Source organism: Nonomuraea candida (genome assembly GCF_000725485.1).
GTDB lineage: Bacteria > Actinomycetota > Actinomycetes > Streptosporangiales > Streptosporangiaceae > Nonomuraea > Nonomuraea candida.
Genome location: NZ_JOAG01000010.1, coordinates 1 through 16491, shown reverse-complemented (window position 1 = coordinate 16491; position 16491 = coordinate 1). Strand labels below are relative to the sequence as shown.

15 protein-coding genes are annotated in these 16491 nt (G+C 71.8%); 10 read left to right on the top strand and 5 right to left on the bottom strand.

Annotated elements, in window-relative coordinates:
• Positions 1–5 precede the first annotated feature (5 nt).
• On the top strand, positions 6–1340 hold the full coding sequence (locus IO39_RS09890; protein ID WP_043619516.1) for a serine hydrolase domain-containing protein: 1335 nt from the start codon (positions 6–8) through the stop codon (positions 1338–1340).
• On the opposite strand, the gene IO39_RS09885 is transcribed toward IO39_RS09890, so the two are convergent.
• Positions 1309–2085: a thioesterase II family protein gene (locus IO39_RS09885; protein ID WP_043619514.1), complete on the bottom strand. Its 777-nt coding sequence runs from the start codon at positions 2083–2085 to the stop codon at positions 1309–1311. The two genes, IO39_RS09890 and IO39_RS09885, sit on opposite strands and share 32 nt — an antisense overlap.
• 267 nt (positions 2086–2352) lie before the next feature.
• On the opposite strand from IO39_RS09885, the gene mppP reads away from it, so the two are divergent.
• From mppP to mppR, 3 genes are read left to right on the top strand one after another with little or no spacing between them, the layout of a single operon-like run.
• The gene (gene mppP / locus IO39_RS09880; RefSeq protein ID WP_211266965.1) at positions 2353–3471 is read left to right on the top strand and encodes an enduracididine biosynthesis enzyme MppP; all 1119 of its coding nucleotides are present in this window, start codon (positions 2353–2355) and stop codon (positions 3469–3471) included.
• Positions 3472–3476: 5 nt separating this feature from the next.
• On the top strand, positions 3477–4667 hold the full coding sequence (locus IO39_RS09875; protein ID WP_063765247.1) for an aminotransferase-like domain-containing protein: 1191 nt from the start codon (positions 3477–3479) through the stop codon (positions 4665–4667).
• Positions 4658–5497, top strand: coding sequence for an enduracididine biosynthesis enzyme MppR (gene mppR / locus IO39_RS09870; RefSeq protein ID WP_052422674.1), 840 nt, complete (start codon positions 4658–4660; stop codon positions 5495–5497). Before IO39_RS09875 ends, mppR begins: the two co-directional genes overlap by 10 nt.
• 154 nt (positions 5498–5651) lie before the next feature.
• On the opposite strand, the gene IO39_RS09865 is transcribed toward mppR, so the two are convergent.
• Positions 5652–8549 carry an AfsR/SARP family transcriptional regulator gene (locus tag IO39_RS09865; protein WP_169789041.1) on the bottom strand — a complete coding sequence of 966 codons (2898 nt, stop codon included), beginning with the start codon at positions 8547–8549 and terminating at the stop codon, positions 5652–5654.
• 504 nt (positions 8550–9053) lie between these two features.
• Positions 9054–9887, bottom strand: coding sequence for a polyprenol monophosphomannose synthase (locus tag IO39_RS09860; protein ID WP_052422673.1), 834 nt, complete (start codon positions 9885–9887; stop codon positions 9054–9056).
• 870 nt (positions 9888–10757) lie between these two features.
• Here IO39_RS09860 and IO39_RS09855 point away from each other — a divergent pair.
• Entirely contained in the window at positions 10758–11477 is a 720-nt protein-coding gene (locus IO39_RS09855) for a MerR family transcriptional regulator (protein ID WP_245641887.1), read from the top strand.
• Here the strand turns inward: IO39_RS09855 and IO39_RS09850 are convergent.
• Positions 11470–12309, bottom strand: a complete 840-nt coding sequence (locus IO39_RS09850) for an NAD(P)H-binding protein (RefSeq protein ID WP_043619507.1) — start codon at positions 12307–12309, stop codon at positions 11470–11472. The two genes, IO39_RS09855 and IO39_RS09850, sit on opposite strands and share 8 nt — an antisense overlap.
• Before the next feature lie 213 nt (positions 12310–12522).
• Between IO39_RS09850 and IO39_RS09845 the strand changes: the two genes are divergently transcribed.
• The gene (locus tag IO39_RS09845; RefSeq protein ID WP_043619505.1) at positions 12523–13140 is read left to right on the top strand and encodes a DedA family protein; all 618 of its coding nucleotides are present in this window, start codon (positions 12523–12525) and stop codon (positions 13138–13140) included.
• A gap of 112 nt (positions 13141–13252) precedes the next feature.
• Here the strand turns inward: IO39_RS09845 and IO39_RS09840 are convergent, their stop codons facing one another.
• Positions 13253–14674: an MFS transporter gene (locus IO39_RS09840; protein WP_043619503.1), complete on the bottom strand. Its 1422-nt coding sequence runs from the start codon at positions 14672–14674 to the stop codon at positions 13253–13255.
• Positions 14675–14832: 158 nt separating this feature from the next.
• On the opposite strand from IO39_RS09840, the gene IO39_RS09835 reads away from it, so the two are divergent.
• The 4 genes from IO39_RS09835 to IO39_RS52405 all read left to right on the top strand — a co-directional run.
• Positions 14833–15114 carry a metal-sensitive transcriptional regulator gene (locus IO39_RS09835; protein WP_043619884.1) on the top strand — a complete coding sequence of 94 codons (282 nt, stop codon included), beginning with the start codon at positions 14833–14835 and terminating at the stop codon, positions 15112–15114.
• 20 nt (positions 15115–15134) lie between these two features.
• Positions 15135–15344: a heavy-metal-associated domain-containing protein gene (locus IO39_RS09830; protein WP_043619500.1), complete on the top strand. Its 210-nt coding sequence runs from the start codon at positions 15135–15137 to the stop codon at positions 15342–15344.
• A complete protein-coding gene (locus tag IO39_RS09825) occupies positions 15341–16342 on the top strand; it encodes a DUF8832 domain-containing protein (protein WP_043619498.1) in 1002 nt (333 codons plus the stop codon). Before IO39_RS09830 ends, IO39_RS09825 begins: the two co-directional genes overlap by 4 nt.
• Before the next feature lie 20 nt (positions 16343–16362).
• A partial coding sequence (locus IO39_RS52405) for a cation transporter (RefSeq protein ID WP_157548127.1) occupies positions 16363–16491 on the top strand: 129 nt, incomplete at its 3' end.

Below are 16491 nucleotides of genomic sequence, written 5' to 3'. Positions count from 1 at the left end.
CGCACGTGGACGATGTGATCGCACGGCTGGCGCCCCTGCTGCGGCGCCACCGTGTCCCGGGAGCGCAGCTCGCCCTGCGGTGGCAGGGGCGTACGTACACCGCCGAGGCGGGTGAGGAGAGCGCCGGCGCCGGCCGGCCGGTGACCGGCGGGACGGCGTTCCCGCTCGGCTCGCTCACCAAGCCGTTCACCGCCACGCTGGCGATGATGCTGGCCGCCGACGGCGACCTGGAGCTCGACGAGCCGGTGTCGGCCTGCCTCCCCGGGCTCCGGCCCGGGGCGGGGCGGGTGACCCTGCGGCAGCTCCTCAGCCACACGGCCGGGCTGCCTGCCAACGTGGAGGAGTCGGCGGCGGGCCTGACCCGCCGCCGGTGGGCGGAGGAGTCCGCCGCGGCGGTGCACCCGCCCGGCTCCGCCTTCTCCTACTCCAACGCCGGATACCTACTGGTGGCGCACCTCGTCGAGGACGTCACCGGGATGAGCTGGCGGGCGGCCGTGGAGTCGTTCCTGCTGCGTCCGCTGGGCATCGAGCCGCTGTTCGCGGTCGGCGCCCGGCGGGCGGCGGAGCAGGCCGGCGCCCGGCCGGCCGCCGACGGCCACGTCGTGCGGCCGGACGGGGCGGCGCTGCCGATCGCCGAGCAGTCGGTGACGGCGCTGGAGGAGCCGGTGGCGGGGCTGGCGGGCAGCGCGGCCGACCTGCTCGCCTTCGCCGCGCTGCACCTGCCCGGCCACGAGGGGCCCGGCCTGCTGGACGGGGAGAGCGCCGCGGAGATGCGCCGCGACCAGCTCGGCGGCCTGCCCGCGGGCGCGTTCGGCCTGGCGGACGGCTGGGGCCTGGGCTGGTCCCTGTACGGCACGGCGTCGGGCACCTGGTTCGGCCACGACGGCACCGGCGACGGCGCCTGGTGCCACCTGAGGGTGCAGCCGGAGACCGGGACGGCGGTCGCGCTGACCACCAACGGCGGCAACGGGGCCGTCCTGTGGGAGGCCGTGGTCGCGGAGCTGCGCGCGGCGGGCGTGGACGTCGGCCACTACCCCCTGGGCGCGCTGACCGGCGGGGGAACGCCCCTGCCGGCCGGCTCGCCCGCGAAGGACGGATGCGCGGGCCGCTACGCCAACGGCTCCTGGACCTGCGCCGTCGAGGCGTCGGGCGGCGAGTTGTACCTGTCCGTCGGGCCGGGACCGCGCTGGCGGCTGCGCTGCTTCGAGGACCTGCGCTTCACCACGGAGGGCTCGGACGCCGGCTCGATGCCCTACGTCGGCCGCTTCCTGCGCGACCCCGGCTCGGGGACGGTCGAGCTGGTGCAGATCACCGGGCGGCTGGCCCGGCGGCATGGCTAGTCGGCTCCAGCAGATCCTCCCCGAGCACGGGGAGGATCTGCTCCTTCATGTCATGGATGAAGAAGTGGCCGCCCTGGAAGAGGCGCAGCCGGCACTCGCCGGTGGTCTGCCGCTCCCAGGGCCGCAGCTCCTCGGGGGTGGCGTACTCGTCGTCGCTGCCGCCGTAGATCGACATCGGGCAGGACAGCGGCGGCTCGGGGCGGTAGCGGTAGGTCTCGGCGACGGTCATGTCGGCGCGCAGCATCGGCAGCAGGGCCTCGAACAGGGCCGGGTCGTCGAGCAGCTCGGGAGGGGTGCCGCCGGTCACGCGCAGCCACCGCACCAGCTCGGGCGTCGGGGCGTCGTGCACCGGCCGCCCGCGGAGGGGGAGCTGGGGGGCCGAGCGGCCGGAGACGAGCAGCCTGGCCGGCTCGGGCAGCCCCGCGCGCCGGATCCACCGGCAGCTCTCGAAGGCGATGAGCGCCCCCATGCTGTGGCCGAACCAGGCGTGCGGCCGGTCCAGCAGCGGCGCGACCCCGCGCACCAGCTCGGGCACGAGCTGCTCGGTCGAGGTGCGCGGGGTCTCGCCGTAGCGCATCTCGCGGCCCGGCAGCCGGATGGCGACCACCTCGATCTCGGGCGCCAGCAATTGCGCCCAGGCCCGGTAGACGCCCGCGCCGCCGCCGGCGTGGGGTGCGCAGAAAAGCCGCATCCGCGGCTCCTCGACAATGTCCCAGCGGACGTCCCAGCCGCTGATCGTGGTCATTTTCGGGGCTCGGCTCCTGGCTGTGCCGGTCATCGGTCCACCTCCCGGTCGGAATTGTCGCGGAGCGCGCCCGTGCGCGAGAGAATCCGCAGGTCGCAAGGTATTAGCTTCGCCTGATCAGGCGCTGCGGATCGACATTCTTGAATTATATGGAAAACATGCAGGTCGCTATTTCAGGCCCCTTGCGGAGGTCGTTCCCAGGGCTATTATCAATGTTATTCCCCCTGCTGAGCGAGGTGCTTTATGACCGTGATACAGAATCCGCCGGTGATCGAGATAGGGAATCTCACCCAGTACGAGTTTCTGGCCCTGAACAGTCCGCTCAACCTGAGCGACGGCCACGCTCGTCAGGAGCTCACCCCCAGCCAGTCGAGGATCATCGAGGAGCTGCCCTCCCTGTGGGCCGACGCCATCAAGCGGCCGGTGAGCGAGGTGGAGGCGGATTCCCGCAGCGCCTTCTTCGGCCTGTTCGGCCAGCACAGCTACCCGCGAGGTGAGGGGCGGGTGCTGCCCTGCTACTCCTCGTCGGTGGCCATGGAGATCTTCGCCAGGTCGGTGGCCGGCACGAGCGACGCCATCGGGCTGATCCATCCCACCTTCGACAACATCCCCGACATCCTGCGCGGAGTGGGCCTGCGGCTCATTCCCGTCGAGGAGGAGGTCCTGCACGAAGGGGACCTCGACCCCTACCTGATGACGCAGGTCGGCGCCATCTTCGTCACGACGCCCAACAACCCGACCGGCCGCGTGATCTCGGAGGAGCGGCTGCGCGTCCTGGCGGCGCAGTGCGCCAACTACGACGTCGTCCTGGCGCTGGACACGTGTTTCCGCGGGTTCGACACCCGCGCCCACTACGACCACTACGCCGTGCTGGAGGAGAGCGGGTGCCGCTGGGTCGTCATCGAGGACACCGGCAAGCTGTGGCCCACGCTGGAGCTCAAGATCGGCTGGCTGGTCTCGTCGGAGAACGTCGGCCTGCCGGTGGAGAAGGTCTACTCCGACATCCTGCTCGGCGTGTCGCCGCTGGTGATGTCGATGGTGCGGCGCTTCGCCGAGGACGCCGCGGGCGGCGGCCTGGCCGAGCTGCACGACTTCATCGCCGGCAACCGGGCGCTGGTGCGCGCGGCGCTGGCCGACCTGCCCGAGATCGAGTTCCTCGACCCGGACTCGCGCGCCAGCGTCGAACGGGTCGGCATCGGGTCACGCTCCAACCTGGCCGCCTGGACGGCGCTGAGCGAGCACAACGTGTTCGCCCTGCCCTGCCAGAAGTTCTTCTGGGCCGACCCCGCCCGGGGCGAGGGCATCCTGCGCATCGCCCTGGCCAGGCCGCCGGCGGCGCTCGCGGTGGGCGCGGCGACCTTGCGGACCGTGCTGGCAGAGATGTGATGGTCATGGCCGAGGAGGTGGCCGGGTCGCTGTCCCACGGCAGGCGGTGGTACCCGGACGTCGTGCAGCAGGTGGCCCCGCCGGGGATGTTCGACCTCGGCCCGGGCTACCTGGAGCCGCCGCTGCTGCCGGTCGACCTCCTCCGCCGGGCCTACGCCGACGCGCTGTCCGAGTTCGGCTCGGCCGCGCTCAGCTACGGCCCGGACGCGGGGGCGCTGCCGCTGCGGACCCTGCTCGCCGACCGCCTCGGCCCTCCGTGCACGCCCGACCACCTCATGGTGACCGCCGGCACGTCACACGCGCTCCACCTGATCGCGGCCATCCTGTTCCGGCGGGGCGACCTCGCGCTCGTCGAACAGGTCGGCTACGACCTCGGCCACGCCATCCTCGCCGACAGCGGCCTGCGCCTGCGGGCCGTCCCCATGGACTCCGCCGGCATGGTGCCGGAGGAGCTGGACCGGGAGCTCGGCGCGGCCGGGGGGAGCCGGGCGCTGGTCTACCTCAATCCGACCTTCCACAACCCGACGGGGATGCTCGTGCCGTCCGCCCGGCGGCGCGAGCTCCTCAAAGTGGCCGGCCGGCACGGGGCGGTGATCGTCGAGGACGACGCGTACGCGGAGCTGGCCATGAGCAGAAGCGGCCGGACCGACCCGCTGGCCGCCCTGTCCGGATACCGCGGGGTGATCCGGCTGGGCTCCTTCTCCAAGTCCCTGGCCCCCGGCCTGCGCCTCGGCTGGCTGGCGGCCGATCCGGAGACGGTGGCCAGGATCCAGGCGCACGGAGTGTTCACCAGCGGCGGCTCCCCGAACCACCTGGCCTCGCTCGCGGTGACCGTGCTGCTGGTGAGCGGCGCCTACGACCAGCACGTCAACTGGCTCAGATCCTGCCTGCGAGCCCGGCGGGACGCCCTCGTGGACACCCTGCGCGCCAACCTGGGCGAGGAGTTCACGTTCGACCGGCCGGGGGGCGGGTTCTTCCTCTGGCTGAACGCGGCGGGCGGGCACGACGAGCAGGCGCTGGTGACCAGGGCGCGGGACGCGGGTGTCAGGGTCCTGCCGGGCTCCCGGTTCGGCAGGACCGCGACCCCCGCGATCCGGCTGGCCTTCAGCTTCAACTCGCCCCGCAGATTGGCGGCCGCGGCGCACAGGCTGGCCGCGGCCTGGAACCCGACAGATCGGATGCAGCTATGGACCTGACAGATCCGACTGGACCCCGTGGGTACAGCCTTCCGCTGTCACCCTCGGGGCAAGCGGCCATGGTCAGCCCGCCTCCCTGGCACTTCTCGGGAGACGTGATCATGGTTGAGTACCGTGCCGATCCCGCCGCGGTGGCGGCCTTCCTTCCGCCCGGGGTGGAACCCGCGCCGGACCCGGGGGCCGCCGCCGCCATCTTCGCCCACTGGCACTGGCGCTCGGAGAGCGAAGAGGAGGCCGACGACCCCGAGCGCAACCAGTTCAACGAGTTCCTCATCCTGCTCGCCTGCACGGCGGAGGGCCGCCCGATGGCGCGCTGCCCGTACGCCTGGGTCGACGGGGCCATCCCGATGGCCCGCGGCTGGATCCAGGGCATGCCCAAGCAGTTCGGCGCCGTGCACCTGACCCATCCCAAGGCCGTCGGCCGCACCGGCCCCCACCTGGTGACCGGCGGCGTCTTCCACGGGATCGCCTCCCAGTACGGCGCCCGCATCGTCAAGGCCGGCGTCACCCTGGGCGGCCGGGCCGCCGAGCCGCCCGCGCTGCACACCGTGCCGCTCGTGCACACCAGGCACTTCCCCGCCTGGGTGCCGTCGGACAAGCCGATGTCGCAACTGGTGGCCTCGGAGGTCGTGGACGTGGAGTTCGGCGAGATCTGGGAGGGGGAGGCGAGCCTGCACTTCGCCGACGACCTGCCCGGTGATCTCGCCTCGCTCGCTCCGGTGCAGGTGGGAGGAGGTTTCGTCTTCTCCTACGCCGAGACGTTGTGCCACGGCAAGGCGCTGTCTCGGGTGAGGCAGAGCAGGGATAGGGCAGAGGTAGTCGCCTCATGAAGTATCAGAGCCATGAGAACAAGACACGCCATTGCCGCCACGTTCATCGCTCTCTTCAGCGTCCTGGGCCTCACGTCCGTAGCGGCGCAAGCGGCCTCGACCCCGCAATGTGTGCCGGCCGACCCTCCATGGGGACTGTGCTAGCACCCTTTCGCTAAGGCACTGCCCGTGCGAGTTTCGCCGAACCCTCCTGAACGCGGGCCGCCCCCGCTTCGTCGCCGAGCGCGCGGTACAACTCCCCCGCCATCGCGTACTCGGCCGCTGCCAGCGTCATTTCTCCGCAATTGACATATTCCGAGGCCAAGGCGTACCTCGCCTTGGCCTCCGTACGCCGGTCGCCGGCGATCTGCGCCAGCTCACACCCCTCCAGCAGATTGAGGAACCCCGCGTGACGCTCACCCCGCCCCAGTTGCAGGGTCCCCAGGTCGATGAGGATGAACGCCGTCCCGACGTGGTGGTCCAGCGAGCGGATGAGACGCAGCGCGTGCTGGAAGCCCCGCTCGGCGGTGTCGAGATGCCCGGCATGCGCGTCGAGCACCGCCATGCTGTGCAGGATCTGCGCCTCCAGCCCCAGGTTCCCCGCCTCGTGCACGAGCAGCCGCGCCTTGCCCAGGTAGATGCGCGCCGTGCCGTCCGCGTGCCGGTCCAGATAGATCTTGGCGATGCCGTGCACCGCCCCCGCCTCGCCCGCGCGGTCGCCCGCCTCGGCGAGCAGCGTCGCCGCCCGCGCGTACGTCTTCTCCGCCGCGTGCAGGTCGCCGCCGGTCCTGCTGATGGCGGCCAGGTCGCTCAGCGCCAGCCCCTCGCCCCCGGCGTCCCCCAGCCGGCGGAACAACTCGGCGGAGCGTTCGAGCAGGTGCCGCGCCTCGCCCATGTCGTGGCGGATCGTGGCCCGGTGGCCCTGGGAGTAGAGCATGGCCGCCTCGCCGCGCACGTCGCCCTCCCCCCGGGCCGCCGCCAGCGCGGAGTCGGTGATCGAGCGCCACACCTCGAAGTGGCCGCCGGACTCCAGCAGCGGGAACAGGGCCAGCGCCAGCTCCCAGCAGTATTCCGTCTCGCCCAGCTCCGCCGCCTGCTGCGTCGCCGCCGAGATGCGCGCCGGCTGGGACTCCAGCCAGGCCGGAGCCCAGCCCGAGGGCAGCCGTTCGAGCCAGGGGTCAGGAGGGTGCCAGCGCCGCGCGGAGCCGCGCACGATGCCCCAGTGACCGCCGCGGACGGCGACGTAGGCGGCGTCGCTCATGCTGAGCAGCGCGCCGAAGGAGCGTTCGAGCGCCGCCGACCGTTCCTGCGGCGAGTCCTCCTTCATCGCCCGGTCGTGCGCCACCGCCAGCACCAGGTCATGGCAGGTGTAGGTCATGCCCTCGTAGCCGCGCACCCCCGTCGGAGAGAGAAAGCCCGCCTCGCCGAGCTGGTCGAGGCGCTCCTCCGCGGCCGGCAGCGAGATGTCGGCGAGCGCCGCCGCCATCCAGACCGACACCCCCCGCTGGCCGAGCAGGCCGAGCCGGCGCAGCAGCGAGCGGTTCTCCTCGTCGAGCATCCCGTACGCCCACTCCAGGACCGGCTCGACCTCGCGCAGCTCCGACAGGATGCGCCGGCGGCCGGTGAGCCTGGCGGCCACCTTGCTGATCTGCCAGGTGGGCCGGGCCGCGAGCCGGGAGCCGACGATGGCCAGCGCCAGCGGCAGGCCCAGACAGCGCTCGATGACCTGCTCCACGGCCTCCGGCTCGGCCGCCATGCGCTCGGTCCCCGCGCTCTGGGCCAGCAGTGCCCTGGCGTCGTCGCCGTCGAACGGCTGCAGCGCGATCAGGGTGACGCCGTGGAACTGGGGGGCGTCGCCCCGGCTCGTCACGATCACGGCGCATCCGGCGCTGCCGGGCAGCAGCGGCGCGATCTGCTGGGCGTCGGCCGCGTCGTCCAGGACGAGCAGCAGCCGCTTGCGCGCCGACAGGGAGCGGAACAGCTCCGAGCGCTCCTCCGGATCGGCGGGGATGGCCGGGCCGCTCACGCCGAGCGACCTCAGGAACCGGCCGAGCACGTCGTGCGGCTTGGCCGGGCGCGGGCTCGCGCCGCCCAGGTTGGCGAAGAGCTGCCCGTCGGGATAGTTGTCGGTGAGCAGGTGCGCGACCTCCAGCGCCAGGGTCGTCTTGCCGACGCCGCCGTTGCCGAGGATGACGACGACCGGCAGGTGCCTGCGCTGCGCCGGGGTCAGCGCCATCATGGCCTGCTTCAGCTCGCCGTCCCTGCCGATCATCGTCGGCAGGCCGGCGGGGAGCTGCTGCGGGGTGAAGGCGGGCTCGGGCGACTGGTGCAGCGCGGAGTCCTGCTGGAGGATCTGCTCGTACAGGTGTTGCAGGTCGGGCGAGGGGTCCACGCCCAGCTCGTCCACCAGCCGGTTGCGCAGGTCGCTGTAGGTGCGCAGCGCCTCGGTGGTGCGCTGGGAGCGGTAGAGCGCCAGCATGAGCTGGCCCGCGAAGCGCTCCCGCATCGGGTGGATGGCGGTCAGCCGGTGCAGCTCCGGGATCATCTCGGTGTAGCGGCCCAGTTCGAGCTGGACCTCCACGCGCTCCTCCACCGCCGCCAGGCGCAGCTCCTCCCACCGGCGGGCCTCGGTCGCGAAGATCTCGCCGTCGAAACCGGTCAGGGCGGGGCCGCGCCACAACTCCAGCGCCCGGTTCAGGTCGCGGGCCGCGTCGCCGGTACGGCCGGCGCGCAGCGCCGTGCGGGCGAGGATGACCAGCCGCTCGAAGATGTAGGCGTCCAGCGCCTCGGGCGGGGCCACCAGGACGTAACCGCCGGCGTTGGTCTCGATCGAGGTGGCGCCCATGAGGAAGCGCAGGCGCTTGATGGCCCCGTGGATCTGGGTGGAGGCCGTCTTGCGGGGCGAGTCGCCGTACAGGGCGTCGATCAGCTGGTCCTTGGACACCGCCTCGCCGAGGGAGAGCAGCAGCCGGGCCAGCACCGTGCGGTCCCGCACCCCCGCGACGGGAATGTCCGTCTCCCCCCGACGGACGATCAGCGGACCGAGTATTCCGTACGTCAAGACTGGAACCATCTCCTGCTCCATCTCGTTCACCGGACCCCCGAGAACGGTCTCCGCCTCTCAGAGCTATTTACCGAGCCCATGCCCAAGATATTCGCAGGTGTCGGGCTCGTTTTCTCCCCCATAACCGAACGTCGTACGCCGGTGACCAGGAGTTCACCGGTTGCGGCCCGTCCTTTTTGCGCTCCCCAGTAAAGTCTCAGTCAGGGTATTTGTCATTCAAGAAAATGCCGTTGACTGTCATCGGAACTGTACTGAGCCTTTCTGGAGAAGTGAAGGCGGAGGCCGCATCGGGCCGGGGCCGGCGGGCCCGGGTCACCCGGATCTGACGTGCGCGACAGGGGCGCCCGCATGGCCGCCGCTCTCAGCCGCGCCCCCAGTGACTTCTTGACACTCCTCTTGACCAGCGCATTCGGCACAAGAGCCGAGCGCCGCTCATGACATGGGGGAACAGGGAAACTCCTCCGCCCCGGGCGCGTTCACGCCCGGGGCGGAGGAGCCTTTCCGGTGCGAGGTTCAGCCCATGGAACGGGCCGCCCTCGCCTCGCCGACCGGCTCCCGCCGCGTGGCGAACCGCAGGGCCAACGGCGTGAGCATCGATTCGAACTGGACTGCGAAGCTGATTTTACTTGATCCGGAGTTGCGCTCCTCGAAATGGATCGGGATCTCCACGATGGATTGTCCCAGTTGCCGGCACAGATGGTTCATCTCCACCTGGAAGCTGTATCCGTCACTGCGGATCGCGTCGAGATCTATGTTTTTCAGCACCTCGCGCCGCCACATTTTGAAACCGCCGGTCACGTCGCGCAGCGGGAGCTTCAGTATGGCGTTGACATAGATCCCGGCGAACCTGCTCAGCAGCCGCCGGTGGCGGCCCCAGTCGGCCGAGAGCGAGCCGCCCGAGACATATCTGCTGCCGATTACCACTCCGGCCTGCGCGGACATGATCGTGCCCAGCATCCGGGGGATGTATTCGGGGCGGTGGCTCAGGTCGCCGTCCATTTGCACGACGAAATCCGCGCCCCGGCGGAGCGCTTCTTTCAGGCCCGCGACGTAGGCCCGCCCGATGCCCTCCTTCACCTTGCGGTGCACCACGGCCATCCGGCCGGGGCGGTCGGCGTTCGCCCGTCGCGCGAGGTCGTCGGCGATCGCGCCCGTGCCGTCGGGGGAGTCGTCGTCGACGATGATCAGGGTGAGGTTGGGCAGGTCAAGCGCGTGCACCCGGCGCGTCAGCTCGGCGATGTTGCCGGCTTCGTCATAGGTGGGGACCACCACCGCCACATGGGCGTCGCGCCAGGGCGCGGGCAGGGGTGAGGCGTCGGTGACATACGATCTCGCGATGTTCTTCATCACGCTCCCTTTCGCGTGCGTCGCTACAGGGGTTACTCGATGCGGATCGCCGTTCCGGAAGAGCGTGAATCGCAGATCGAGTATCAATCCTTGTCGGTAAAATTGTAGCCGGGCGGGGTCGGCAGCATAAGTGACGTTCTGCGGAAATCGGTAAGTGACCACTTGATTTCATAACAAGCATTTGTTGTCAGGTGTCAATGCAGGGGTCAATGTTTCGCGCGAGGCCCGACGGGGCACCGGGCGGCCGTGCGGAGGACGCCGCGCGGGCCCTCGCGGGGCGGCCCGCGAGGAGGCGTGATACGGTGCTGGCCGGCGATTTCGCGATCTCGTCCCGCATGGATGTGCGGCGCGCGTTGTCCGGCCGGATGAAGGGAACCCCCGGAAAACGGTTTCGGGTATGGCCGGGAATGTGCGCCGGTGGCGGGCGGGCGTGCGGGTTTTCCTGTCTCCGGACCGCGGGCCGGGGCGGACGGAAACGAGGGGAAGGCAAATCCGGCCGCTCGGGTTAAGGGTCTCCTCAGATGACGGCCACCCCGCTGACCAGCGGAAATCTGCCCGAAGTGGCCGTTCGCCGGGTGCGGGTCCGGCGAAGTGGCGGCGGTTGTCGGGGGAAATGAGCGGCGACGTCCCGGGCCGTTGACAGCGCAATCCGCCGCAGGCGAGTTTCCACGACACCCCGAGCCGGGCGGGGAGCCGCCGGGACGGGCCGGGCGGGGAGCCGCCGGACGGGGAGCCGCAGGGACGGGGAGCCGCAGGGACGGGCCGGGCGGGGAGCCGTGGGGGACGGCTGGGTGAGAAGCCGCCGTGGCGGGCCGGACGGGGAGTCGGGCCTGGGCTCGCCGGGCCGGGCGGAGACCTAAGATGCTTGCCGTGGGTGCCGAACGATCGAGGTTGCGCCCGGTCGACCTGGCCCGCCTCGCAGGCGTCTCGACCCAGCAGATCCGCAACTACGTCGACGCGGGCATCCTGCCGCCCGCCGGCCGCACCGAGACCGGCTACCGCACGTTCGGCGCACATCACCGCGCCGCGCTGCTGGCCTACCGGGCGATGCTCAAGGGATACGGGGCGGAGGCGGCCCGGTCGATCATGCTGGCCGTGCACGACGGTGACCGCGCCCGGGCGTTCGCCCTCGTCGACGCCTGCCACGCCGCGCTGCACGAGCAGCGCGCCTCGCTGAGGACCACCGCCGAGACCCTCGACGCCATCGCCGGGCAGATCGCTGGGGCCCCCGAGGCGCCCCGCGCGGACCTGCGCATCGGGGAGGTGGCCGCCCACCTCGGCGTGCGCGCCTCCGCGCTACGGGTGTGGGAGCACGCCGGGCTGCTCGCGCCCCGGCGCGAGCCCGGCACCGGCTACCGCGTCTACGGCCCCTCCGACGTGCGCGAGGCCCGCGTGGTGCACGTGCTGCGGCAGGGGCGCCATCCGCTGCCGCAGATCAGGCTCATCCTCGACGGCCTGCGCCGCACGGGCGACACCACGGCCCTGCGTGCCGCCGTGGCCGAGCGGCTGGCCGGCCTGACCCGTACGGGCGAGGCCATGCTCGACGCCGCCGTCCACCTGCGCGCCTACCTCTCCGGGCACGTCAGCTGAAGTCGGCGGCGTGGTCGGCGGCCCACTGCGTGTACGTGCGGGCCGGGTGCCCGGTGAGCTCCTCGACGACGGAGTTGACCGGCGCGTCGCGGCCCACCGTGGCCGCCATCAGGTCGAAGAGCGCGTTGACGAAGTCGGGGTCCATGAACCGCCCCATCTGCTCCCTGACCGGCCCGGCGTCGAGCTCCTCGAAGCTCAGGTCGCGGCCGAGGGCCGCGCCGAGCGCGCTCACCTGCTCGGCCTGGGTCAGCGACGCGGGCCCGGTCGGCTCGTAGACCCGCCCCGCGTGCCCGCCGGAGGTCAGCACCCGGGCCGCCACGTCGGCGACGTCGCGCTCGTGGACGACGGTGGCGGCGGCCCCGGCGTACGGGGCGCGCACGACGTCACCCCCGCCGAGCTGCATCGCGAACGACAACGAGTTGACGGCCGGGAAGAAGATCCGCAGGAACGTCCACTCCGCGCCGGTCGCCTTGACGGCCTGCTCGACACCGTGGTGGTAGGCGGCGATCACGTCGGGCTGCTTCTCCGCCCCGTCCACCACGGCCCCCGAGGACAGGAAGACGATCCGCCGCACGCCGGCCCGCCGCGCGGCGTCCAGGAACGGCGCCGGGTCGAGCCCGTACGGCAGCACCAGGAACACCGCCGTCACGTCCGCCAGCGCGGGGCCGAGCGTCTCCGCCCTGGTCAGGTCCGCCTGGACGACCTCGACGCCGGCGGGCAGCCCGGCCCGCTCGGGGGTCCGGCTCAGCGCCCTGACGGGGTGACCCGCGGCGACGAGCGAGTCGACGGTCTGGCGGCCGAAGTGAGCGGTGGCTCCGACGACAAGGATCATTTTCGTGCCCTTCGTTCCTGGCGACCCCGCGGCCGCACACCATTCACCCTAGCAGAACGGAACGATCCATTCCACTAGTAGCCACGGCCGTCCGGCACGGGCTCCAGGTCCCGCGCCGGACGATGGTGGCCACGGGGGGTGTGGTTTCCCGCACCCCGGAACGGCTGTCCGCCTCATGGTGGCCGGACCTTGATCGTCTCTAGTCTCTGAGCCATGACGGAATGGCTGGTTGACCTGATGGAGGCCCTGGGCGCACCGGGGGCCGGGATCGCGATCGCGCTGGAGAACCTCTTCCCGCCCCTCCCCAGCGAGGTGATCCTGCCGCTGGCCGGCTTCACCGCCTCCCAGGGCGAGATGAACCTGCTCGCGGTGCTGCTGTGGACCACCGCCGGCTCGGTGGTCGGGGCCCTGGCGCTGTACGGGGTGGGCGCGCTGCTCGGCCGCGAACGCACGCTGGCCCTGGCCGCGCGGATCCCGCTGGTGAAGGTCTCCGACATCGCCAGGACCGAGGCGTGGTTCCACAAGCACGGACGCAAGACGGTGTTCTTCGGGCGGATGATCCCGATCTTCCGGAGCATGATCTCCGTCCCCGCCGGGGTGGAACGCATGCCGCTGGGCGTCTTCACGCTCCTGACCACGGCGGGGAGCCTGCTCTGGAACACCGTCTTCGTCCTGGCCGGCTGGGCACTGGGGGAGAACTGGTCGCTGGTGGAGGGTTATGTCGGCGTCGGCACCAACGTGGTCATCGCCACGGTGCTGCTGGCCCTGCTGGTGTTCGCGGCCGTACGGCTGGGCGAGCGGCGCAAGGGGCGGCACACCGTCCGCGGCTGAGAGCCGGCCATGGTGCGGGCGGGGGAGCCGCCGGAGTCCCGGCCCGGGCCAAGGCGGACGGCCTCGTCCCGGGCCATGGCGGGCGGTCGTGTCCCGTACGTGACACACCGCGTCAGTCGCGGGAGGCGGGGACCTCGCCGCCGGGGGCGGCGGTGCGGGAGCGCAGGGTCGCCGCGGCGATCAGGGCGCCCGCGACCGCGATCCCGGCGGCTCCGACGAAGGCGGCGGAGAAGCCGTCGGTCAGCGCCGGCGGATCCCCCAGCCGGCCGGCGCCGTTGGCGGCGGCCACGGCGGTCATCGCGGCCAGGCCGAGCGCCGAGCCCACCTGGTAGCTGGTGTTGACGATGCCCGAGGCCAGGCCGCCCTCCTCCGGGCGGGCGGAGGAGATGGCGGTGCCGAGGGAGGGGATGAAGGCCAGCGACATGCCCAGGGCGGCCACCAGGCTGGCGGGCAGGACGTCGGTGGCGAAGCCGCCGTCCGGGCTGATCAGGGACAGCCAGGCCATCCCCGCCGCGAGCAGGACGAGCCCGGTGACGGTGGTGGCCTTGGGGCCGAAGCGGCCGATGGCCCGCGGCGCCAGGACGATCATGCCGATCATGATGAGCACCGTCATCGGGAGCAGGGCCGCGCCACTGGGGAAGGCGCTGTAACCGAGGACCTGCTGCAGGTAGAGGTTGAGGAAGAACCACATCGGGATCCACGCGCCGCCCAGCAGGAGCTGGGTCAGGTTCGCGGCCGACAGGTCGGGGGTGCGGAAGATGGACAGGCGCATCAGCGGCTCCCGGCGGCGGGCCTGGATCGCGACGAACGCCACCAGCAGCGCCACGGCCGCGGCCAGCACGATCCACGTCTCGGCGGAGCCCCAGCCCACCTCGGGCGCGCGGACGATGGCGTAGACGGCGGCGCCGAGGCCGAGGGTGACGGTCAGCGTGCCGAGCACGTCGATGGAGCCGCGCCGGGCCCGGGCGGCGGGCATCAGCGGGCCGGTGGCCAGCAGCGCGACGAGCGCGATGGGCACGTTGATGTAGAAGACCCAGGGCCAGCTCAGGTATTCGGTGATGACGCCGCCCAGGAAGACGCCGGCGGTGCCGCCGGCGGGCGCGGCGGCGCCATACAGGGCCAGGGCCCTGGTCAGCTCGCGCGGGTCGTGGCCGAACAGCATCATCAGCAGCGTGAGCGCGGACGGTGCGATCAGCGCGGCGCCCACGCCCTGTACGGCCCGGCCGGTCAGCTCCACCCACACCTCGGGCGCGATGCCGGCGAGGAGCGAGCCGGCGAGCAGGATGATCCAGCCGGCGCCGAAGAGCCGGCGGGCGCCGAACAGGTCGGACAGGCGGCCGCCGAGCAGCAGGAGGCCGCCGAAGGCGACGACGTAGGCGTTGAAGACCCAGGACAGGCTCTCCTGGGTGAAGCCGAGGTCCTGCTGGATGCGGGGGAGGGCGACGCCGATGATCGACGTGTCCATGATGACGATGAACTGGGCCGTGGCGATCAGGGCCAGGGCGGCCCAGCGCCGGGGGGACGGTGCGGACATGATCAATCCTCCGATGCTTGTACCCCACGGGGGTATGTCGAGCGGTGCTCAATAGATACCACCGGGGGGTATATGTCAAGTCGGGTCGCCGTGGTTGCCGGGAATACCGTAGGGGGGTATGGTGTTGTGACAGGCGACTGACGAGGAGAGGGGTGGACATGGCCGGATACAGCGGTAACAAGCAGGACCATGCGATGCGCCTGCGCCGCATCGAAGGGCAGGTCCGCGGCCTGCAGCGCATGGTCGAAGACGACAAATACTGCATCGACATCCTGACCCAGGTGTCGGCGGCGACCAGCGCGCTGAAGTCGTTCTCTCTGTCCCTGCTCGAAGAGCACCTGGCCCACTGCGTCGCCGAGGCCACGCAGAAGGGCGGGCCGGAGGCGGAGGCCAAGGTCAAGGAGGCCTCCGACGCCATCGCCAGACTTGTCCGTTCCTGAGGATCGAAGGAGACACCGAGATGAGCACCGCCACCTACACCGTCAAGGGCATGACCTGCGGCCACTGCGTGAGTTCGGTCAAGGAGGAGGTCGGCGGGGTGGCCGGTGTCACCGCCGTCGAGGTGGACCTGGCCAGCGGCCTGCTGACCGTGGACAGTGACGGTCCCGTCGACGCGGCGGAGATCGTCGCCGCCGTCGAAGAGGCCGGCTACGAAGTGGTGGAGCGGTGAACACCGGGGCCAAGCTGGGCTCATACGTCCTGGGGCTGGCCGTCGTTTTCGGCGGCGCCCTGGGCGTCGGCAAGGTGGTCGGGCCGATCGCGCCGCCCCCGGCCGAGGAGCACGCCGCCACGACGGCGGGCGCGGCGCACGGGGAGCCCGCCGGAGAGCTCTCCGCCACGCCCGCCGCGAGCGCCGGGCACGGGGAGCACCCCGCCGAGCCGGCGAAGGCGGATACCCCCGGGGGGCTCCAGGTCTCCCAGGACGGCTACACCCTGACGCCGCTCACCACGTCGATCAAGCCGGGCGAGCCCACCGACTTCCGCTTCGCCGTGACCGGCCCCGACGGTGAGCCGGTCACCGGTTACGAGGTCGAGCACGACAAGAAGCTGCACCTCATCGTCGTCTCCCGCGACCTGGAGACCTTCCGGCACCTGCACCCCGAGCTGGCTCCCGACGGCGTCTGGTCGGTCAGGCTGACGCTGCCCGGCGCGGGGCCGTACCGCGCCTTCGCCGACTTCAAGCCGGCCGGCGGCGCCGCCCTGACCCTGGGGGCCGACCTGCCCGTGGCCGGCGACTACCGGCCCGAGCCGCTCCCGAAGGAGAGCCGTACGGCGAAGATCGACGGATACGAGGTCACCCTCGACGGCGAGCTGACGCCGGGGCAGTCCAGCAAGCTGACCCTCAAGGTGCGCAAGGACGGCGAGCCGGTCACCGACCTGCAGCCCTACCTCGGCGCCTACGGCCACCTGGTCGCCCTGCGCGCCGGAGACCTCGCCTACCTGCACGTCCACCCGGACGGCGAGCCCGGCGACGGCAAGACCAGGCCCGGCCCCGAGATCGTCTTCTACGCCGAGGCGCCCAGCACCGGCGACTACCGGCTGTTCCTCGACTTCCAGCACGGGGGCGAGGTCCGTACGGCCGACTTCACCCTCTCCGCGGGTAAGAGAGCGCAGGTACCGGCGCCTACGTCCACCTCCGGTGGGCACGGCGACGACCACAGCCACTGAGCGAGCGAAAGGAGAAGGTGATGTCCCAGGTCACCGATGACCGGCAGAACGCCGTCGAGCTCTCGATCGGTGGCATGACGTGTGCCTCGTGCGCGAACCGGATCGAGCGCAAGCTGAACAAGCTGGAGGGCGTGTCGGCGTCGGTCAAC